We start from the raw sequence: 19,726 nt of genomic DNA on the forward strand, positions 1-19,726 counted from the left end.
GCGGGGTGAGTCGTATGGAAATGAAAGTGGAGACAGGAAAGAACATACAAGTGCAGGATGTGAGCCCCTCAGGCATGAAAATCATCTGGCAGGAGATTAAAAGGGATAAGCTTGCGATGGGCTCATTGATTATATTGGCAGCTATATTGATTTTTGTTTACGGCGCGGCTTTATTCATGGATGCGAAAGAAATCGCCAAGGTCGATTTTCTCTCCATTTATTTGGAGCCATCTTCCGATTATTGGCTCGGAACCGATTATGGCGGACGTGATGTATTCGGACAGCTGATCGTAGGTACGAGAAATTCATTTACGATCAGCTTGTTCATTACTTTATTCACGGCGATCATCGGGTTGTCATTTGGATTGCTTGCGGGTTACTTCGGCGGAGCCACCGATAATGTGATCATGCGTGTCATCGATTTCGTGATTGCCCTACCGCAATTGATGTTCATCATTGTGGTAGTGACAATCGTTCCGGTATTCAATGTGTATGTTTTCATCTTGATCATGACGATGTTTTTATGGACAGGAAAGGCGAGGCTGATCCGCTCCAAGGCATTGTCAGAGCGTGAGCTGGACTATATCCATGCCTCACAGACACTGGGAACGCCGCATTGGAAGATCATCCTTTTTCAGCTTCTGCCCAATGTCAGTTCATTGATCATCGTGAACTTCATCTTGAACCTGGCAGGCAACATTGGCCTGGAATCCAGTTTGACTTTCTTGGGGTTCGGCCTTCCGGAGAGCACCCCGAGTCTTGGAACGCTCATCAGTTACGCGCGAAATCCAGATGTTCTGGAAAATAAGTGGTGGATTTGGGTACCCGCATCAATCATGATATTAGTGCTGATGCTGAGTATAAATTTTGTTGGCCAAGCGTTAAAACGCGCCGCCGATGCAAGGCAAAGAAGAGGATAAAAAAAGGGGAGTGTTTGATATGAAGATCAAAGGCTATGTTAAAGTACTTAGTGCATTGGCAATTTCATCTCTACTGCTTGCTGCTTGTTCGGATGATACCGAGAAATCGTCAACGCAAGAGAAAAAGGGGAAAGCGGTCCAACAGGTCGATGCTTCTAAATTCCCGACAAAGACGACTAATCAGGGAGAGCCGATCAAAGGCGGACACCTGACATACGGATTGGTATCTAATACACCGTTCGAAGGAATCCTGAATAAAGTTTTCTATCAAGGTGAACCAGATCACCAAATAATCACATTTTTGGATGATGAAGATTTATTGGATACAGATGAAAACTATGTATTCACGAATGATGGCGCCGCTTCTTATGAAATTTCTGACGATCATAAAACGGTTACGCTGACGATTAAAGATAATGTTAATTGGCAGGATGGCAAGCCTGTTACAGGTGCCGATTTGGAATATGCCTATCTTGTAATCGGAAGCAAGGATTATAAAGGTGTGCGCTATGATGAACAAATGGCATTAATTGAAGGTATGGAAGAATATCATGCCGGAAAAGCGGATAGCATTTCAGGCATTAAAGTAGACGGCAAGAAAATCACCTTCACATTCAAGAAAGGAAATCCATCCGTAACGACAGGCTTATGGACATATCCGCTTCACAAAGAATACTTAAAAGATGTGCCGATTGCCGATTTGGAATCTTCGGATAAAATCCGGAAAAACCCAATCGGGTTCGGGCCATTCAAAGTGAAGAAAATCGTCCAAGGCGAAGCCGTGGAATTCGAAGCGAACAAGGATTATTATCGCGGGGCACCTAAATTGGACAGCGTCACTTTGAAAGTCGTGAATCCTTCCGTTGTCGTTAAATCACTTGAAAATGGTGATATTGATGTGGCGGAGGTCCTGGCTGAGCAATATGAACAAGCCAAGGAACTCGATAATGTCGAATTATTGGGGAAAGTTGAATTGGCTTATTCTTATATCGGCTTCAATTTCGGTCAATATGATAAGGAAAAAGAAGAAAATGTCATGGATGAGAATCCAAAATTCAAAGACAAGCGCCTCCGTCAGGCGATGGCCTATGCAATCAATAACAAAGAAGTGGGCGAAAAGATGTTCAAGGGGCTCCGTTTCCCTGCCAACTCGGTCATTACACCTAACTTTAAATATAACAATAAAGATTTAAAAGCCTATGAATACAATCCAGAAAAAGCAAAAAAACTTTTGGATGAAGCAGGATTCGTGGATACAAATAATGATGGCATTCGTGAAGATGCAGATGGGAAAGAATTCAAAATTAACTTTGCATCAATGAGCGGATCCGATGTTTCCGAGCCATTAGCAAGATATTATATTCAACAATGGGAGCAAGTGGGCATAGACGTTGAATTGCTCGATGGAAGGCTTCATGAGTTCAATTCCTTCTATGATCTGTTGAAAAAAGATAATGACGATGTTGATATGTATCAAGCTGCATGGGGCGTCGCTTCCGATCCTGATCCATCCGGTCTTTGGTCAAGATCTGCAGAATTCAACTATACTCGCTGGGTGAATGATAAAAATGACGAGCTTCTGGCGAAAGGAATTTCAGAGGAAGCCTTCGATGATCAATATCGGATCGATACGTACAATGAGTGGCAAAAACTGATTCATGATGAGGTTCCAGTCATTCCGACATTATTCCGTTACCAATTGACGGGAGTGAATGATCGTGTTACTGGTTACGACTTCCTAGCAGGACGCCAATATCAATGGCATAATGTAGGTGTTACTAAATAAGATGATCGCTGATTCCAATCGGCCGCCTGAATGGGCGGCCGATTTTTTTTGTGTTTCAAGGAACTGCATTACGGTTATATAGATAATAGTAATTAATTGGAAGGATGATTTTGATGGAAGTGAGAAATCCTAATGAAACAAAGAGAGAGCTGGAAATATTGTTTACTGAATCGGTTGGCCGATTATTGAAGCCGCTGGAAGAGGAAATCATTGCGGACATTGTTGCCTATCCAGATGAAAAGCGCATAGCCTTCTTGGAATATATGAAGGAAATGTCCAACAAGCAAAGACAATTAAAATAGTAAGGTGAACTTTCATCATCCATCGAGGAGGGTTCTTTATGGGAAGTGAAGATAGAAGCAGATATAAAGTTTGGCGGGATAAGTGGAAAAGGCAAATGAATATGGAGAATATCGCTTTATACGGGATCACGACATTGGTGATGGCGATCATGCCCGTTGTTGCACATATTTAGATAAGCGATCGGAGGGCCGTCTAATGACGGTCCTTTGTATGTTAAAAGCTGGCAGGAAAAGTTATAATAAATAGGAAGGGAGAGATAATCATGAGCATGATCAACGAAAAGGAAATCGTTTCTTACATAAAAGAGTTAGTGACGATACCAAGTCCGTCGGGATATACGGAGGAGGCGATAAAGTACGCGGCCGAATTCATGGGGAACAGGAAGGTTCCATACGAGATCACCAATAAAGGGGCATTGCTTGCTTCAATTAAAGGTGAAGATGATGGCAAACATCGCTTGCTGACGGCTCATGTCGATACGCTGGGAGCGATGGTGAAGGAGATCAAGCCGAATGGCCGCCTTAAGTTGACGATGATAGGCGGTTTCCGCTGGAATTCAGTGGAGGGGGAGTATTGCAAAATCCATACTGCTGATGGGAAAATCATCACCGGGACCATATTGATCAATCAAACCTCTGTGCATGTTTATAAAAATGCCGGGGACGCCAAGCGTGATGAAGAGACAATGGAAGTCCGGATAGATGCTGTCGTGAAAACGAAAGCGGAAACCGAGGCGATAGGCATTTCCGTTGGCGACTTTGTCTCCTTCGAGCCAAGAGTGGAAGTCACGGATGGGGGATTTTTGAAATCAAGGCATTTGGATGATAAAGCAAGCGTCGGAATCCTACTTCATATCATTGATCTCATTTCTGCAGGGAAGATAAAATTGGCCTATACGACCCATTTCCTGATTTCCAACAACGAAGAAATCGGCTATGGCGGCAATTCCAATATCCCCGGGCAGACAGTCGAATATCTGGCGGTCGATATGGGAGCGATCGGTGATGGACAAGCGACGGATGAATTCAGCGTTTCGATTTGCGCGAAAGATTCCTCGGGTCCGTATCATTATCGATTGCGTCAGCATCTTGTCGCCTTGGCCCAAGCCCATGAGATTGACTACCGTGTCGATATATACCCCTATTACGGTTCGGATGCTTCCGCTGCCATCCGCGCAGGACATGATGTCGTCCACGGTTTGATCGGGCCGGGAATCGATGCATCCCATGCCTTTGAACGGACTCACCTTTCATCATTAAAACATACGGCCAATCTGATCCTGCATTATATCGAATCAGAGATGATGTAAACAGTAAAAAGCCCACACTCCTTTCATAGGAGGTGGGCTTTTAAGTGGGCAAATAAAATGGGTATAGCCACGTCCGTTTCTATAATGATAATTCTTGTGGAGGCTCACCATTGTTATTCATCAATCGGATGCTGTCAGGTTTAATTTGCAGAATGATATAGTTAGGGTCTTTGGGACCTTCGAACCAATGTTCAAACGACTCATGCCATAATTTATCCTTCAGGTCCTGTGAATCGTTCACTTTCGAGGTTCCGGATATTTCTAAATAAGAATCACCTAATCCTTCATTTTCATAGCCGATCAGGATATGGACATTAGGGTTTTTTTCGATTTCATCAATTTTTTCCGTCTTGGCACTTGATGGTGTGTATAAAGTCAAATCGTCGTTAAAAAATGTCATGTAGCGTGAATGTGGTTTGTTATTTTCTACAGATGATAAAACTCCAGTCTTAGAATCACTGAGGATATTCAATACTTTTTCTTTTAATTGGTTTTGGCTCATCTTCGCACACTCCTTTTATTTTTTACTCTAATACTTTTCCTCTTTTTTCATAAAGTTAAACAAAATTCTGCAGTTTGCCAATTTAATGAATGAATACTGGCTCAAGATGCCATACTAGTCATTATGTGTTCTGACAGAGTAATTAATGAAGTAAGGGTGATTATAGGAAATGAATTGTGGTGAATTGCTTATCATTGGCGGTGCCGAGGATAAGTGCCTTGAAGGTGAAGTGTTAAATAAATTTGTCGAGCTTGCTCTCCGTCGTTCCGATGGCGGGATTGGAATCCTGCCTACAGCGAGTGAAATTCCTGAAGAGATGAGCAAACAGTATATCAAGATTTTTAGAGCTTTAGGAGTTGACAGGGTTGAAGTGATCAAGCTGGATTCGCGGGAAGAGGCAGATGATCCCCTCATGTGCGAACAGCTGGAATCCCTTTCTGCGCTTTTCATAACGGGAGGCAACCAAAGCCGGCTATCCGAACGGATCGGTCAATCCAAATTCCACCAAGCACTATCCAAAGCATGGCATCAAGGCATGGTGATAGCAGGGACAAGTGCCGGTGCTTCCATTATTGGCAAGCATATGATCGTCGCCGCCGACACGATGCTGAATGATGATAAGTTAAAGGTCGAGATTGGAATAGGTTTCGGGTTCCTGGATGGTTTGCTAATCGATCAGCATTTTTCCCAGCGCGGCCGGTTCGACCGTCTGTTAAGTGCAATAGCGGTAAACAAGGAATTGCTGGGCATTGGCATCGATGAAAATACAGCCATTTTAGTTAAAGACGGCCTTTTTGAAGTCTATGGGCAACATGAAGTACTGGTGCTTGATGGCAGCAAAAGTGATTATATTCACGTCACGACCTCCGATAATGGAAGTGAAGAGCTGACTCTCTCGGGATTCTGCCTTCATGCTCTTACAAGGGGCTATCGTTTTGACCTGGTGACCAGAAAATTGTTAATGAAAAAGGGGATCCAACCATGATAATCAAGAGAGTCCGTTACTTAAAAGGACCCAATTATTTTGCATATACTCCGACGATCTGCATCGATTTGGATTTGGAGGAACTGGAAGAGAAACCTTCCGATACCATTCCAGGATTCAATGAAAACCTGTTGAAAACGCTCCCGAACCTAGGGAATCATACATGCTCCAAAGGGTATCGGGGAGGTTTTGCCGAGAGGCTGCGCAAAGGTACTTGGATGGGGCATGTTTTGGAGCATATGGCGATCGAGCTACAAAACCTGGCAGGAATCGATGTCATTCGCGGAAAAACGATCATGATGGAAAAAAAGGGACATTACCAGGTTACCTTTGACTATCAAGAGCCGGAATCCGGTCTCCAAGCCTTCTTGGCAGCAAAGGAAATCGTCGAAGCCATCCTTAATGATGAGAAAGAGATAAATGTCCAATTCCATGTAAAACAAATAGAAGATTTATATTATAAAAATAAATTGGGACCAAGTACAGAAGCGATTTTTAAGGCTGCATATGAAAAAAACATCCCTGTCGAACGTATTGGCGATGATAGTTTGCTGCGTTTAGGAACAGGTTCAAGGCAGAAGTATGTCCAGGCGACCATTTCAAGCCAAACCTCGAATATCGCCGTCGAAAATGCCTGTGATAAATCTTTAACAAAATCGATCTTAAAAGGGTGCGGCCTTCCGGTTCCTGAAGGGGAAATAGCCCATTCAATCGAAGAGATATTCGAAACGGCGGACAGAATCGGTTTTCCGCTCGTTATAAAACCGTATAACGGCAGGCAGGGACAGGGTGTCATCACCCATATCAAGAATAAGGATGAACTTTTCAATGTCATCAATTGCCTGGAAGCGTACGTGAAGAAATATATCGTCGAACGGCATATTGAAGGACATGATTACCGTATGCTAATCGTGAATGGGGAGCTTATAGCGACCAGTTTGAGGCTTCCTCCCTATGTGATTGGAAACGGAAATGAAACGATACGCAGATTGATAGAAAAGGAAAACCGCAATCCTTTGCGGGGCGATGGCCATGAAAAACCAATGTCTAAAATCCCGCTGACACATACCGTGACATGCTACTTGGAAAAAACGAATCGGACACTCAACTCGATCCCGAAGCAAGGGGAGCTGGTCCAAGTTGCCGGCAACGCAAATCTCTCGACTGGCGGCAAGGCTATCGATGTAACGGAGCAGGTCCATCCAACCATTAAGAAAATGGCGATTGCAGCTGCAAAAGCGATTGGATTGGATATTGCCGGAATTGATTTTATTTGTGAGGATATTTCAATGCCGCTCAATGACTCACGGACGGCAATCATTGAAGTCAACGCTGCTCCCGGTATCCGGATGCACCATTATCCGAGTGAAGGGGAAAAACGGGAGGTAGGCAAAGCCATCATCGATTATTTATTCCCGTCCCGGGAAGATGCGGCGATACCGGTCATCGCAGTGACGGGAACGAATGGAAAAACGACAACGACCAGAATGATTCATTATTTCCTTTCGAATGATGACACCAAGGTTGGAATGACCAATTCAGATGGGGTCTATATAGGTGAAGACATATTGGATCAAGGTGATTGCAGCGGACCGATCAGTGCAAGGATGGTGCTGTCCCATCCTGAAGTCGATGCAGCGGTTTTGGAAACGGCACGAGGAGGAATCTTGCGTGAAGGCCTGGCCTTCCGCCAATGTAATGTGGGTGTCATTACGAATGTGAGTGAAGATCATCTCGGCTGTGATGGTATGGATACGATGGAGGATCTTGTGAAATTAAAGCGTCTGATAGCCGAAGTCGTTCTGGATACGGGGTACTGTATCCTGAATGCCGATGATCCGAAGGTGGCCGCAATGGGGGCATATACAGATGGGGAAGTCATTTATACCTCGACGGACGCCAATCAGCCATTAGTGAAGGAAGCGATTAAAATGGGTCAAAAGGTTTGGTTCGTAAATGAACAAGGGATGATCCTGCATTCATCAGCAGGTGTCACACAGCCGTTCATGGATTGTACCATGATCCCCATCACGATTTCGGGGATGGCCCGTCATAATATCGCCAATTTGCTTCAGGCACTGGCTGCAGCCCATACACAAGGCGTATCCATGGAAGAACTACGAAAGAAGGCAGTGACTTTTATGCCTGATACCAACTTGTCAAAAGGACGTTTCAATTTAAAGAAATTGAATGAGCGGACCATCATCATCGACTATGCCCATAATGAGGCGGGGTTGAAGGCAATATTCGAAACGGTGGGTGCCTATAACAGAAATCGACTTATCACCGTTTTGGCAGGTCCGGGAGACCGTGTTGATGAGGAGCTCATCAGGCTTGCCAAGGTGGCGGCCGTCCATTCCAATTTATTCATCATTAAGGAAGATGACGATTTACGGGGAAGGAAGCCATGCGAAGTAGCCGGGCTGCTCCAGGAAGCTGCGGAAGAAGCAGGGCTGCATAAGAATCGGGCCAGGATCGTTTTGAATGAGTTGGATGCATTCATGGACGCTTGGGAAGCATCTCGACCAGGTGATCTGTTACTTTTCTTCTACACGGATTTCGAATATGTCGAGCAGTTTTTTCAAAAGGTTTCCAGCGACAGCTTATCAAAAAAATGAAAGAACGTGCATTTCGCCCTGCGAAGTGCACGTTCTTTCATGTATGCTTGTTTATAGAGAAACGTACCCCCTAAGCAGAGTTGTTTTAAAGCAACAAGCAACTGCCTTCGAGGGTACGTTTCATGATGAATTAGCTTTTTTTGATAACCGTCTCATTCCCGGCAGGGACACTGACGTGGTCTTTTTTATATACGCGTTGCAGGACGATCGTCTGGGCGATCATGAATAATCCACCGATTGACCAATACAATGGCAAGGCGGCAGGAGCGGAGAAAGAAATGAATAAAATCATCACTGGCGAGAGCAGGCTCATCAGCTTCATTTGTTTCTGCTGTTCCTCGGGCATTTGTCTCATGGATATGACCGATTGGAAATAATAAATGACACCGGCAATAATCGCCATGGCAATATTCGGCTGGCCAAGGCTGAACCAAAGGAAGTTATGTGTCGCAATTTCATGGGATCCTTTAATCGCATAATAAAAACCCATCAAGATCGGCATTTGGATCAATAGTGGCAGACAACCCATGTTTAACGGGTTGACTCCATGCTTTTGGTAAAGCTGCATCATTTCCTGCTGCAGGGCTTTTTGTTTAGCCGGATCTTTCGTTTCCTTAATCTTCTGTTGGATGGCAGTCATTTCAGGTTTCAGGCCATTCATTTTCGTTTTCATGCTGAGCTGTGTTTTATATTGCTTGGCAGTCAATGGAAGCAGGACAAGACGGATGAAAAATGTCATCATGATGATGCTCAACCCATAGTTACCATTAAATAAATTGGCATTGAATTCAAGCATTTTCGTCATTGGATTAACCAAACCTGTATGAAATGGACCGCTTGCAGCTGCAGAGCAACCTGACATAAGGACCGTTGCCAGGATCAGTACCGTAATAAGTAACACGCTTTTCTTTTTCAAATTAATTCCTCCTCAAATTGTTTTTGTTTAAACAACTAGTAGGAGGCTTGGCTCATCGGAATCATCGGGTGAATCCTTTTGCCTGATAAATGTGAAAAAGCGCTGTGCACCGCGCCAGTCAAAAGTGCTGCCTGTATGAACAGGGGATTTACTTTGATCGGAATGGACGGAAGCTTGATATTTATCATTCAAGTGTGATTGCTTTTTATTTAAGAAGTAAAACGCCGCCAGTGGAAAGACAAAGGTCAACAAGTAACCTGCCCATACCGCATGACGAACGGTTTGATAATCAAATTCTAATAATAATTCCCACATAGGAATCCCTCGTTTTTGTCTAAGATAGGAAAATGTCATTCAGTTGACCGCTAAAATCAAATCCGATCTTACTGAGTTTAAATCATTAAGAACACTATATCAAATTCTAATGCAATCATGCCAAAAAATATAGGGATATTTTCAAAAAATAAACAGGGAATATTTTCACTTCGATGAAGTGGATGAGAAAGGCCCAAGGATATTCCAGAAGCATGGAATGGAGGCGGCCATGGCACATATGATCCTTCGCCGACATAAGAATAAAAGGAAGTTCAATCATGAGGTGAAGATGGATGAAACCGTACGATTCGTTCAATCAACATAATAACTATTACCAACCTGAAAATGATGTTTATCAAAATATACACCCACAAACCAATGCTCATGATTTATGGGCAGCACCAGATTTAATTGAAAATCAACAATTGGCTGAAAGGATGCCTGGACCTCCTGGCCCGTCAGGCTCTTACCAGGGCGGGGGACAGGCAAGCCCGCCGCGGCCTCCACAAGGAGGGGGCCCGCCGCATATGGCGCCGCCTTTATTCATTCCAAAGCTTACTGGAAGTATGCTGCAGGCGTTAGATCCTGGTTCAATGAAAGGGTGCTTATACCAAAATACGTATGTTTGGCTAAGAAACGGCCGCTCGTTTTGGTTTTACCCCACTTATGTCGGCTATAATTCCGTAGCGGGCTATCGCTGGAGAAAAAGTCAGCAGCGATGGTCCTATTATGGAACCGACGCAAGTGAAATACAGGCCTTTCAATGCTTTTAAAAGCAATCGCCTTAAGTTGCGCGAACCATCCATAGTTTTGGAGAAATGGGACTTTGAGCGTGTCATTTCACTTTTGCGTCTGTGGAGTCTTCCTTGGACTTGGATTCCCGCAGGAATGTCATTGTGCAACAATTTCATTATGAAAAACAAAAAAGTTACGGAAGCAGCCATTCCGTAACCTTTTTGTTTATTAACCGAACAGAGGGGGCAGGTCCTTCAAGCGTTTCAATCCGAGAAATAATCAGGGAAATCTGAAATGATGCCATCTACCTTCATTTTCTCGAACATGCGCATCCGTTTTTTATTGTTGACTGTCCAGGTATATACCTTCATCCCATGCTTTTGGATCCGCAGCTGAAGCTTCGAATCCAGGATCGTTTGCTTGGGATTTAAAAATGAAGCGAACTTCGCTATTTCCTTTAATGCTTCGTCATTGATCCTCCGCTTTATCAGTACCCCAACTTGTACTTCCGGCATCAGTAAATGAAACCTTCTCATGGAATCCGCATCGAACGAGTGAACCATGATCGGATTGTTAAAGGATGCGCTTCCGATGTACTTCCTTAGCTCTTCCGCTAGCTTTGCTTCAATGCCGGGATAAAGGGATGGGTGTTTGATTTCGATTAAGAACCCAGCCTCGGTCCGGAATCTTTCGAATACTTCACTTAATAAAGGAATCCGCTCGTTTTTGAAACGTGAATGATACCAGCTCCCGGCATCGAATTCCTTTAATTCGGCAGCTGTGTAATCGCGGAGTCTTCCTTTACCGCTTGTCGTCCGATCCAGCGTCGGGTCATGATGAACCACAAGTACATCATCCTTACTGAGATGAATATCCACCTCAAGCACTTCAGCTCCCAATTCGAGCGCCTTCTTATAAGAAGCGACCGTATTCTCAGGGCAATGTCCGGCAGCGCCGCGATGTCCGATTTTGAGGGGGGAATGCTGGATATTGAAGTTCTCTTGGTAGACACTCTTCGAACCGTTCAGCTTAAGGGCGAAGAGGAAAAGTACGATCATCAAAATTATCAAGAAAAATCCAATCACCATTGACACTCCTTTTAATAACAAAAATAAACTTCCTGGTTATCCTTTACCCTAGCTTAAAGAAAATAAAATAAGTTTGTCCATTGTCAGCCTCATTTCATCATTTTACATGTTGGATAAGGAAAAAGCATGGATCTTACTACAGTGATGTCAACCATTGTTCGAGAATGAAAAGGATTTATTGATCAGTGATGGAATACATATAGTTAAAGGAATAATAAGGGGGGAAGCTGATGAAACAGAACCCTGGAAAGTGGAAGGGGAATCTTGGTTTATATTTTTCGGTTCCCGTTCTCTCTTGGGCATTATACGATTTTGCCAATACGATCTTTTCTTCAAATATCAATACGATTTTCTTTCCGTTTTTCCTTCAGGAGCAAATTGGGGATAATGCTGTTCTTGATCAAATTGCCAGTACCTTCATTTCCTACGCAAATGCGATGGCCAGTTTATTTCTTGTTTTGTTTTCACCGTTGTTTGGCGTCATGATCGATCGAACCGGAAAGATGAAAAAATATATCGTGATTTTTACACTCATTTCCGTTATAAGCACATTTTTCATGGGGGTTTTCGGGGGAGCCTCGTTTGATCGACTGTTCCTTGGCATTCCCGTTTCCTTGGCCATTGTCATTCTATTATTCGTCATCGCTAAGTTTTTCTATCATTCCAGTCTCGTTTTCTATGATACGATGATGAGCGATTTAGGTACGAAAGAGCAAATGCCGCTTATATCGGGATTTGGCGTGGCCGTTGGCTACCTAGGAACGTTAGTGGGGCTGTCCATTTATCCATTCATCAGTAAAGGAAGCTCACATGAAGCCTTCATGCCTACGGCCATTTTGTTTCTCGTTTTTTCCCTTCCCTTGTTCTTTTTTGTGAAGGAGACGCCAAAACCGCAAAAAGCAAAACAACCGTTCATATCCGGTTATAAGGAAATCAAGGCAACATTCAAAGAGATGAGGTCCTATCGCTCGATATTCACTTTCATGATCGCCTATTTCTTTTTAAACGACGCCATTGCGACGACGATTGGCATGATGGCTGTCTATGCCAAGACTGTCGTGGGCTTTTCCTCAAGCGGGTTCATTTTGCTTTACTTGGTATCGACGATATCGAGTATTGCCGGCTCTTTCCTTTTTGGATATATCACACAGTCGAAGGGACCTCGGCTTGCTGTGACATATGTGGGGATGCTGCTCTTGGTCGCTTTATTTATCGCGGTATTCGCACAAACCGCTCTTTGGTTCTGGGTTGCAGGGAGTATGTTTGGCGTTTCGCTTGGCTCGATGTGGGTGACCTCAAGGACGTATATCATTGAACTGACGCCCAAGAAGAAGCGAGGTCAATTCTTTGGATTATTTGCTTTCTCTGGAAAGGTTTCTTCCATAATTGGCCCTCTATTATATGGAACGATTACGTTGGTTTTTCATGAGCTTGGGACATTGGCGAGCCGGATGGCATTGGGGTCACTGATCATCATGGCGGTCATAGGACTGGGCTTTTTGTTCAAGTTGAAGAAATTGGAAGAAGTCAAATGAAAAAGGGAATGCCCCCTTTTAACCGGGGGGCATTCCCTTCATCCATCTGTCCTTATACCAAATTAAGGGTAACGTCGACATTCCCGCGAGTTGCTTTTGAGTATGGGCAAGTCGCATGGGCCTTTTTGACAAAGTCTTGGGCTTCTTCCTTGCTCAGGTCAGGAATCGAAATATCCAGCCTTACAGCCAATTTAAAGCCTCCGTCTTGCTCATCTTTACCGATCGTGACATTTGACGTCACGGAAGTATCGGCTTTTTTCTTTTCCTTTTGCAGGACAAGATTCAAGGCACTATCAAAGCAGGCAGCATAGCCAGCTGCAAATAATTGTTCAGGGTTCGTTGCCTTTTCACCGGAACCGCCTAGTTCCTTAGGTGATCTGACATCGAAGTCAAGGATTCCGTCCTCTGACTTAACATGTCCTTCTCGTCCTCCGTGTACGGTAACTGTAGCTGTATATAGTGGTTTCAAAGTAAACATCTCCTTTTTAAATGATTACTACCATTAGTTCCCCACAATACGTCTTATTAAACAAAATGAATGAGAGTTTATGAATGTCAGACGTAAAAGTATTGTTTAAAAATGGTTTTAAATTGGAAGAAAATGTTTTATAATGAACTGTATTAGTATGTGTAATACACCAATATAAGAGGGAGGCTCCTGATGATCGAGTTGGATGTTCAAAGCAGGAAACCCATATATGAGCAATTGATGGATAAATTTAAGGAACTAATGATCAATGAGGTTTTACTGGAGCACAACCAGCTTCCATCGATCCGATTATTGGCACAGGAATTGACCATCAATCCCAATACCATTCAGAAAGCTTACAAACAGCTTGAATCTGACGGATATATATATACACTGCCCGGAAAAGGGAATTTCGTCGCCCCTCCTAAATCCATCAAGAATTCCTTGAAGGAAGTGAAAATCAGAAACGAGCTTGAAAAAGTGCTTGCTGAAGCTATGTATATCGGCATCGAGAAACATGAAATCCATCGATTGGTAAAAGATATCAGTCCATTGAGAAAGGGGGGAGATTCATGATTGAAATAAAGCAGGTGAGTAAGTTATATGAAGGGAAAGAAGCGATCAGGAACGTCACCTTGGCTATAGGAAAAGGCACCATATTCGGTTTGCTGGGTTCCAATGGGGCAGGGAAAACGACTCTTTTAAAAATGCTTTCAGGCAACCTGATTCAGGATAGTGGTGAGGTACTGATTGACCGATTACATGTTTTCGAAAACCGTGAAGTGAAAAATCGTTGTTTCTTCCTTCCTGATACGCCTTATTTCTTGGCTAACTATACGATCTTGCAAATGGCCCTTTTTTACAGCGGTGTTTACCGTAAGTGGAACGAAGAACGCTTCTATCAACTGCAGGAAATATTCCCGATACCCCTCCAATATAAAATACATAAACTTTCAAAGGGGATGCAGAGACAGGTTGCTTTTTGGCTCGCCCTCGCTACGATGCCTGAAGTTCTGATATTGGACGAGCCTTTTGATGGGTTAGATCCGGTCATGCGGAAAAATGTGAGACAGTTATTGGTTCAGGATGTTGCTGAAAGGGACATGACGATCTTGATTTCTTCCCATAATCTCCGGGAAATTGAAGATCTGGCGGATCATGTAGGAATCTTACATAACGGCAAGCTTGTTATCCAAAAAGATCTGGCTGATTTAAAAGCGGATGTACACAAAGTGCAAATTGCCTTTAAACATAAAATTCCTCACGGGATTTACCGCGGAATCCAAATTCTTGACAAGCAAAGACAAGGAAGTGTGATCGTGTGCATCGTTAAAGGAAAGGAACCGAGCATCAAAGCGCACTTCAATCAGTTTCAACCTGACATCTTCGATATGCTTCCCCTTACTTTAGAGGAGATATTCATTTATGAAATGGGGGATATAGGTTATGTCATCCAGAATACCCTGGCCTAATCGGGAACTGATCATCTATATTTTCAGAAGTACCGGCTGGATTGGCTTTCTCTATTTAATTGGCCTCATGTTTGCACTCCCTTTGCAAATATTGACGTATATTTTGAATGAAAAAAATGAATTCGTGGAATTTGAAAACCTTTTCTCCAGTCAGCAAATGATCCAATTTGTCCTGGTCATCGTTATTCCAGTCTTACTTGCAATCTTTCTCTTTCGTTTTTTACAGATAAAACAAGCATCGGACTTTATTCATAGTTTACCCATCACTAGACGTACCGTATATCTTCATATGGTCGGGATGGGCTTTTTGTTCTTAGCCTTGCCCATTATATTCACCGGTTCAATTTTGATCTTGTTCCAATCTGCCATAGATATTGAAAGACTGTTTTCGCTGGCGGATATTTGGTCCTGGATGGGAATTACATTCATTTTGGAAGCGGTCATCTTTTCCGTTGCCGTTTTTATAGGAATGATAACGGGGTTATCGGCTCTGCAAGGCTTGCTGACTTATATATTTCTAGCACTGCCTGTCGGCTTATTTGTGTTGTTTGCAGCAAATATGAAGTTTTTTTTAACAGGATTTTCTGCGGATTACTATTTAAGGACCAACCTGACAGGAATTTCTCCCTTGTTGGCTGCAACCGAGATGGAGAAAATCACATTTTTCTCCTCTCAAACAGTGATCTATGCTTTATTGACCTTGCTTTTGTCGTTTCTGTCGCTGGTCATCTACCAAAGGAGGAAGCTGGAACATGTTTCGCAGGCCTTTGTTTTCCCGAAGCTCAAGCCATTATTCCAATTCGGTCTGACGATTTGCATGCTACTGTTTTCAGGATTTTATTTTAGCGAAACGACCGGTGAAAGGGGCTGGATTTTCTTCGGATATGTCATCGGCTCTTTGTTCGGATATTATTTAGGGGAAATCGTCCTGCAAAAGACTTGGCGAATCAAGTTCAAGCTGAAAGGCTATCTAGTATTTACGATGATCATCATTGTGCTGGCGATCATTTTGAAAATAGATCCCATTCAGTATAAGTCCAACATTCCGGATAAAAGGGAAATCAGCCAGATCTATATTGGCAGCTCCCCTTTGTATTTTGAGGATGAAACCACATATATCGGTCCCACTTTCCTTAAAGAGAAGGGAAACATAGAGGCGGTCACGTTATTGCATCAAGAAATTATCGAAAAGGGGAAAACAGTTTCCGTCGGTGAATTGAATGACGGCCAATCGGTATTCATCCTGTATCAACTAAAGGATGGAAAACGGATAGCGAGAGAGTATCATTTGCAAAACTATGAATCGTACCTGCCGTTACTGGCGAAAATTTATGAATCGAGTGAATATAAAAAAACGGTGAATGAATTGCTGAATGTGGCAGCTAAAGATGTCACTAACATAAGGATAAAAGCGAGCGGGCAAGTGGATAAATCCGTCACGATCAAGGATGGCCATCAGCTCCAAGAAGCCGTCCAGGCACTGTCCGAGGATCTCAAAAATCAGTCGCTCTCACAAATGACGAATTCTTTCGGTGACTATGCCACGATTGATATATATTTGGATCATAACAAAATCATTTATATGAATTGGGATTCCTCTTTCACTCAGTTTTCAAAATGGATGGAGCAAACCGGTAAAGCAGACGAAGCACGACTAGTGGCTAGTGACATCTCCTATATTCTGATTGCCAAGACAGATTCGCCCATTTATAATTCGGTCTCGGCAGAGGAGCTCGCCCGACAAATCGAACAAAAACCCAACCGATTGAAAATCAACACCCTTTCAGAAATCGATACGCTCATTGCCAACGCCCAAGTTGAGTGGAGTGGTGAATATGTAGCTGTTTATCATTATAAAGATAGCAGGGAGGTGGATATCAAGAGTTTTTCCGGCGACCATGTACCCGATTTCGTTTTGGACCATTTTAATGAATGAAGGGCTAAGGAACGAAATCAGTACGTAGACAAAGAGAATGCCGCCCCATTAAAGTGGGCAGCATCCTCTTTGTTTGCATTTGACCTATGATGATGTTTCCAAACTTTATAGTTTTACGACGTTTTTTGCTTGAGGTCCACGGTTACCTTCTTCAATCTCAAACTCGACCTCTTGTCCTTCATCAAGTGTTTTGAAACCATCTCCCTGAATCGCAGAAAAATGTACGAATACATCATCTCCGTCCGGAACTTCAATGAATCCAAACCCTTTGTCACTATTAAACCATTTTACCTTTCCAGTTACTGTCATTCGATGAATCCTCCTAAAAATGTTAAAAAATTAATGGTGAAAATTTTTCCTCGATGGAAGAATCCATTTCACACATTATCAAGAACCCTCACTCAAGCTTGGAATCCATATGGGAAGATGCTTAATAATAAGTGAATGCTAGAAGGCTTTCTTATGGGTGAATTTCCAAACTTTTTACTATATACCCACCTTTATAAAGGATAAAACAAATGAAGGTATTTTATACCTTTTTTCAGGGGAATAATAATGAGGGATGTCCATTATTAGCGCTTAACTAGGTGCCTAATGTTGAATTTTCAAAAAAAAACAATAGCTCAAACACGTTTTCATTGGGAAGTAAGCGGGTAAAGGTTAACGAAGAAAGGACTGATGAATAATGAAGAAACTTTTGAAAAGAGCCTTAATTTTTGCTGCGCCGATCATATTCAAAGAGGTAAAGAAGCGCTGGAAAAATAAACGAAATCAAAAAGCGATGAAAACTGCAAGATAAGTTGCGAAATGAACAAATCATAGAAATAATAAGAAAGGGCGCTGAACAGGCGTCTTTTGTTTGGCTTCGAACAAATCCTCATATGATTCATTCACCTCTACATCTTTCCTTCATATCGTGTTAAAATAGTAAGGTTGATTGAAATGAATGCCAAGTAGACAAGGCTTTAGCCTTGTGATATATGTTCCTAACATATCTTGTGTATGATCAGGATTTTTTACATACAAAGAAAGGTTGACATTCCAATGTAAAAATACAAGAAGTTCACCTATAAATTTTTCTCGAAATTGTTGACTCCACTAACGAAAGGAACATTTTATGACTACATTAAAAGATGAGGTCCAATCGCGTCGGACCTTCGCAATCATCTCCCACCCGGATGCCGGGAAAACGACTTTGACCGAAAAATTATTGCTGTTTGGCGGTGCGATTCGCGATGCCGGAACAGTTAAAGCGAGAAAGACTGGCAAGTATGCAACAAGTGACTGGATGGAGATCGAAAAACAACGTGGAATTTCCGTTACATCCTCCGTCATGCAATTCGATTATGATGATTTCCGTGTGAATATTCTTGATACACCAGGTCACCAAGACTTCAGTGAAGACACCTATCGTACACTGATGGCTGTAGATAGCGCCGTGATGATCATCGATTCGGCAAAAGGAATCGAGGATCAGACGGTTAAATTATTCAAAGTATGCCGCATGAGGGGCATCCCGATTTTCACGTTTATCAACAAAATGGACCGTCAAGGTAAAATGCCGCTCGAGTTGCTTGCCGAGCTTGAAGAGGTATTGGGCATCGAGACATATCCAATGAACTGGCCAATTGGAATGGGAAAAGACTTTGTCGGCATTTACGATAGATTCAACAATCGCATTGAACAGTTCAAGACGGAGGGCGAAGAGCGTTTCCTTCCATTGAATGCTGAAGGTGAACTTGAAATCGACCATGCACTTAAGGATTCCCAGTTGTATGAGCAAACTTTGGAAGAAATCATGCTGCTGACCGAAGCGGGCAACCAATTCTCTGAAGAAAGCATCGCCAATGGCAAATTGAGTCCTGTATTCTTCGGAAGTGCCTTGACGACTTTCGGTGTCCAAACGTTTTTGGATGCTTATCTTCAATTTGCACCAGCTCCACAAGCACGAATGACGACATCTGGTGAAATGAGCCCTGTCAGTAATGATTTTTCAGGTTTCATTTTCAAGATTCAAGCGAATATGAATCCAAAACACCGTGATCGCATCGCTTTCCTGCGCATCTGCTCCGGTAAATTCGAGCGCGGAATGAGCGTCAACTTGAGCAGGACGGGCAAGCCGATCAATCTTTCTTCTTCAACCCAGTTCATGGCTGATGATCGGAATACGGTAAACGAGGCGGTAAGCGGGGATATCATCGGTTTATATGATACAGGGAACTACCAAATCGGCGACACGATCACAACCAGCAAGGATATGTTCCAATTCGAGAAGTTACCACAATTCACTCCGGAACTATTCATGCGGGTTACGGCTAAGAACGTAATGAAACAAAAACATTTCCATAAAGGAATTAACCAACTGGTCCAAGAAGGGGCAATACAGCTCTTCAAGACGGTCCGTATGGAAGAATATCTCCTTGGTGCCGTCGGGCAGCTTCAATTCGAGGTGTTTGAGCATCGAATGAGGAACGAATACAATGTTGAAGTCCTGATGGAGCGCATGGGCAGTAAAATTACCCGCTGGGCCGAAGATGAAAAGCTTGATGAAAATCTTCATAGCTCAAGAAGCATACTTGTTAAAGACCGCTTTGATAAATACGCATTCTTATTCGAAAATGAGTTTGCACTCCGTTGGTTCCAAGATAAAAATCCTGATGTGGAATTATATAATCCCATGGATTTGAAATAATCATGAAAGCCCGTGTCGTATACACGGGCTTTTTTTGATTGTGGAGCCTTTTCTTGCTTACTTTCATTAGTTCTGCTAGCTCGGGAGCCGACTATAGAATCAAACAGCATGGCAAATCCATCTCATCCGAATAATGATGCTCCTA

General features: G+C 42.9%; 19 protein-coding genes. 13 read left to right on the forward strand and 6 right to left on the reverse strand.

Going from position 1 to position 19,726, the window contains the following annotated elements:
- Positions 1-20: 20 nt before the first annotated feature.
- The 5 genes from AS888_RS23260 to AS888_RS23275 all read left to right on the forward strand — a co-directional run bounded on the left by AS888_RS23260 (position 21) and on the right by AS888_RS23275 (position 4,318).
- Positions 21-920: an ABC transporter permease gene (locus AS888_RS23260; RefSeq protein ID WP_061144509.1), complete on the forward strand. Its 900-nt coding sequence runs from the start codon at positions 21-23 to the stop codon at positions 918-920.
- A gap of 19 nt (positions 921-939) precedes the next feature.
- Positions 940-2,706, forward strand: a complete 1,767-nt coding sequence (gene opp4A / locus AS888_RS23265) for an oligopeptide ABC transporter substrate-binding protein (protein ID WP_061144468.1) — start codon at positions 940-942, stop codon at positions 2,704-2,706.
- A gap of 113 nt (positions 2,707-2,819) precedes the next feature.
- Complete coding sequence (locus AS888_RS23270; protein WP_034314269.1) at positions 2,820-3,008, forward strand: hypothetical protein; 189 nt, start codon at positions 2,820-2,822, stop codon at positions 3,006-3,008.
- Between the two features lie 38 nt (positions 3,009-3,046).
- Entirely contained in the window at positions 3,047-3,181 is a 135-nt protein-coding gene (locus AS888_RS26995; RefSeq protein ID WP_260320344.1) for a hypothetical protein, read from the forward strand.
- Between the two features lie 96 nt (positions 3,182-3,277).
- A complete protein-coding gene (locus AS888_RS23275; protein ID WP_061144510.1) occupies positions 3,278-4,318 on the forward strand; it encodes a M42 family metallopeptidase in 1,041 nt (346 codons plus the stop codon).
- A gap of 79 nt (positions 4,319-4,397) precedes the next feature.
- Here AS888_RS23275 and AS888_RS23280 read toward each other — a convergent pair whose 3' ends face one another.
- Positions 4,398-4,820 (reverse strand): pyridoxamine 5'-phosphate oxidase family protein, encoded by a 423-nt coding sequence (locus tag AS888_RS23280; RefSeq protein ID WP_061144469.1) that lies wholly within the window; start codon positions 4,818-4,820, stop codon positions 4,398-4,400.
- Between the two features lie 169 nt (positions 4,821-4,989).
- On the opposite strand from AS888_RS23280, the gene AS888_RS23285 reads away from it, so the two are divergent.
- Together AS888_RS23285 and cphA are read left to right on the forward strand one after the other, a co-directional pair.
- Positions 4,990-5,805: a cyanophycinase gene (locus AS888_RS23285; protein ID WP_061144470.1), complete on the forward strand. Its 816-nt coding sequence runs from the start codon at positions 4,990-4,992 to the stop codon at positions 5,803-5,805.
- Entirely contained in the window at positions 5,802-8,423 is a 2,622-nt protein-coding gene (gene cphA, locus AS888_RS23290; RefSeq protein ID WP_061144471.1) for a cyanophycin synthetase, read from the forward strand. Before AS888_RS23285 ends, cphA begins: the two co-directional genes overlap by 4 nt.
- Before the next feature lie 130 nt (positions 8,424-8,553).
- Here cphA and yidC read toward each other — a convergent pair whose 3' ends face one another.
- Both yidC and AS888_RS23300 read right to left on the reverse strand, forming a co-directional pair.
- Positions 8,554-9,339 carry a membrane protein insertase YidC gene (gene yidC / locus AS888_RS23295; protein ID WP_260320345.1) on the reverse strand — a complete coding sequence of 262 codons (786 nt, stop codon included), beginning with the start codon at positions 9,337-9,339 and terminating at the stop codon, positions 8,554-8,556.
- A 27-nt stretch (positions 9,340-9,366) separates the two neighbouring features.
- Positions 9,367-9,654 carry a hypothetical protein gene (locus AS888_RS23300; RefSeq protein ID WP_061144472.1) on the reverse strand — a complete coding sequence of 96 codons (288 nt, stop codon included), beginning with the start codon at positions 9,652-9,654 and terminating at the stop codon, positions 9,367-9,369.
- Positions 9,655-9,947: 293 nt separating this feature from the next.
- Between AS888_RS23300 and AS888_RS23305 the strand changes: the two genes are divergently transcribed.
- A complete protein-coding gene (locus tag AS888_RS23305) occupies positions 9,948-10,427 on the forward strand; it encodes a hypothetical protein (protein WP_061144473.1) in 480 nt (159 codons plus the stop codon).
- A gap of 225 nt (positions 10,428-10,652) precedes the next feature.
- On the opposite strand, the gene AS888_RS23310 is transcribed toward AS888_RS23305, so the two are convergent.
- Positions 10,653-11,459: a glycerophosphodiester phosphodiesterase gene (locus AS888_RS23310; protein ID WP_221408624.1), complete on the reverse strand. Its 807-nt coding sequence runs from the start codon at positions 11,457-11,459 to the stop codon at positions 10,653-10,655.
- 248 nt (positions 11,460-11,707) lie between these two features.
- On the opposite strand from AS888_RS23310, the gene AS888_RS23315 reads away from it, so the two are divergent.
- Entirely contained in the window at positions 11,708-13,012 is a 1,305-nt protein-coding gene (locus tag AS888_RS23315; protein WP_061144475.1) for an MFS transporter, read from the forward strand.
- A 52-nt stretch (positions 13,013-13,064) separates the two neighbouring features.
- On the opposite strand, the gene AS888_RS23320 is transcribed toward AS888_RS23315, so the two are convergent.
- A complete protein-coding gene (locus AS888_RS23320) occupies positions 13,065-13,481 on the reverse strand; it encodes an organic hydroperoxide resistance protein (RefSeq protein WP_061144476.1) in 417 nt (138 codons plus the stop codon).
- A 192-nt stretch (positions 13,482-13,673) separates the two neighbouring features.
- Here AS888_RS23320 and AS888_RS23325 point away from each other — a divergent pair, with 192 nt between their 5' ends.
- The 3 genes from AS888_RS23325 to AS888_RS23335 are packed head-to-tail and all read left to right on the forward strand — an operon-like array spanning position 13,674 to position 16,889.
- The gene (locus AS888_RS23325) at positions 13,674-14,057 is read left to right on the forward strand and encodes a GntR family transcriptional regulator (RefSeq protein WP_061144477.1); all 384 of its coding nucleotides are present in this window, start codon (positions 13,674-13,676) and stop codon (positions 14,055-14,057) included.
- Positions 14,054-14,953 (forward strand): ABC transporter ATP-binding protein, encoded by a 900-nt coding sequence (locus AS888_RS23330; protein ID WP_061144478.1) that lies wholly within the window; start codon positions 14,054-14,056, stop codon positions 14,951-14,953. The genes AS888_RS23325 and AS888_RS23330 overlap by 4 nt, the downstream gene beginning before the upstream one ends.
- Positions 14,928-16,889 carry a DUF6449 domain-containing protein gene (locus tag AS888_RS23335; RefSeq protein ID WP_061144479.1) on the forward strand — a complete coding sequence of 654 codons (1,962 nt, stop codon included), beginning with the start codon at positions 14,928-14,930 and terminating at the stop codon, positions 16,887-16,889. Before AS888_RS23330 ends, AS888_RS23335 begins: the two co-directional genes overlap by 26 nt.
- A 105-nt stretch (positions 16,890-16,994) precedes the next feature.
- On the opposite strand, the gene cspD is transcribed toward AS888_RS23335, so the two are convergent.
- Positions 16,995-17,198, reverse strand: coding sequence for a cold-shock protein CspD (gene cspD / locus AS888_RS23340; protein ID WP_061144480.1), 204 nt, complete (start codon positions 17,196-17,198; stop codon positions 16,995-16,997).
- Positions 17,199-18,006: 808 nt separating this feature from the next.
- On the opposite strand from cspD, the gene AS888_RS23345 reads away from it, so the two are divergent.
- Positions 18,007-19,581 (forward strand): peptide chain release factor 3, encoded by a 1,575-nt coding sequence (locus AS888_RS23345; protein ID WP_061144481.1) that lies wholly within the window; start codon positions 18,007-18,009, stop codon positions 19,579-19,581.
- Positions 19,582-19,726: the final 145 nt, after the last annotated feature.

It is taken from the genome of Peribacillus simplex, from assembly GCF_001542915.1.
Lineage (GTDB): Bacteria > Bacillota > Bacilli > Bacillales > DSM-1321 > Peribacillus > Peribacillus simplex_B.

What these genes read in the sequence shown, in the direction of transcription:
- AS888_RS26995 (WP_260320344.1), top strand. Translation starts at nt 3,047, where the DNA reads ATGGGAAGTGAAGATAGAAGCAGATATAAAGTTTGGCGGGATAAGTGG.
- AS888_RS23260 (WP_061144509.1), top strand. Translation starts at nt 21, where the DNA reads ATGAAAGTGGAGACAGGAAAGAACATACAAGTGCAGGATGTGAGCCCC.
- AS888_RS23330 (WP_061144478.1), top strand. Translation starts at nt 14,054, where the DNA reads ATGATTGAAATAAAGCAGGTGAGTAAGTTATATGAAGGGAAAGAAGCG.
- AS888_RS23335 (WP_061144479.1), top strand. Translation starts at nt 14,928, where the DNA reads ATGTCATCCAGAATACCCTGGCCTAATCGGGAACTGATCATCTATATT.
- AS888_RS23280 (WP_061144469.1), bottom strand. Translation starts at nt 4,820, where the DNA reads ATGAGCCAAAACCAATTAAAAGAAAAAGTATTGAATATCCTCAGTGAT.
- AS888_RS23270 (WP_034314269.1), top strand. Translation starts at nt 2,820, where the DNA reads ATGGAAGTGAGAAATCCTAATGAAACAAAGAGAGAGCTGGAAATATTG.
- AS888_RS23345 (WP_061144481.1), top strand. Translation starts at nt 18,007, where the DNA reads ATGACTACATTAAAAGATGAGGTCCAATCGCGTCGGACCTTCGCAATC.
- cspD (WP_061144480.1), bottom strand. Translation starts at nt 17,198, where the DNA reads ATGACAGTAACTGGAAAGGTAAAATGGTTTAATAGTGACAAAGGGTTT.
- AS888_RS23275 (WP_061144510.1), top strand. Translation starts at nt 3,278, where the DNA reads ATGATCAACGAAAAGGAAATCGTTTCTTACATAAAAGAGTTAGTGACG.
- cphA (WP_061144471.1), top strand. Translation starts at nt 5,802, where the DNA reads ATGATAATCAAGAGAGTCCGTTACTTAAAAGGACCCAATTATTTTGCA.
- AS888_RS23325 (WP_061144477.1), top strand. Translation starts at nt 13,674, where the DNA reads ATGATCGAGTTGGATGTTCAAAGCAGGAAACCCATATATGAGCAATTG.
- AS888_RS23285 (WP_061144470.1), top strand. Translation starts at nt 4,990, where the DNA reads ATGAATTGTGGTGAATTGCTTATCATTGGCGGTGCCGAGGATAAGTGC.
- AS888_RS23300 (WP_061144472.1), bottom strand. Translation starts at nt 9,654, where the DNA reads ATGTGGGAATTATTATTAGAATTTGATTATCAAACCGTTCGTCATGCG.
- opp4A (WP_061144468.1), top strand. Translation starts at nt 940, where the DNA reads ATGAAGATCAAAGGCTATGTTAAAGTACTTAGTGCATTGGCAATTTCA.
- AS888_RS23305 (WP_061144473.1), top strand. Translation starts at nt 9,948, where the DNA reads ATGAAACCGTACGATTCGTTCAATCAACATAATAACTATTACCAACCT.
- AS888_RS23315 (WP_061144475.1), top strand. Translation starts at nt 11,708, where the DNA reads ATGAAACAGAACCCTGGAAAGTGGAAGGGGAATCTTGGTTTATATTTT.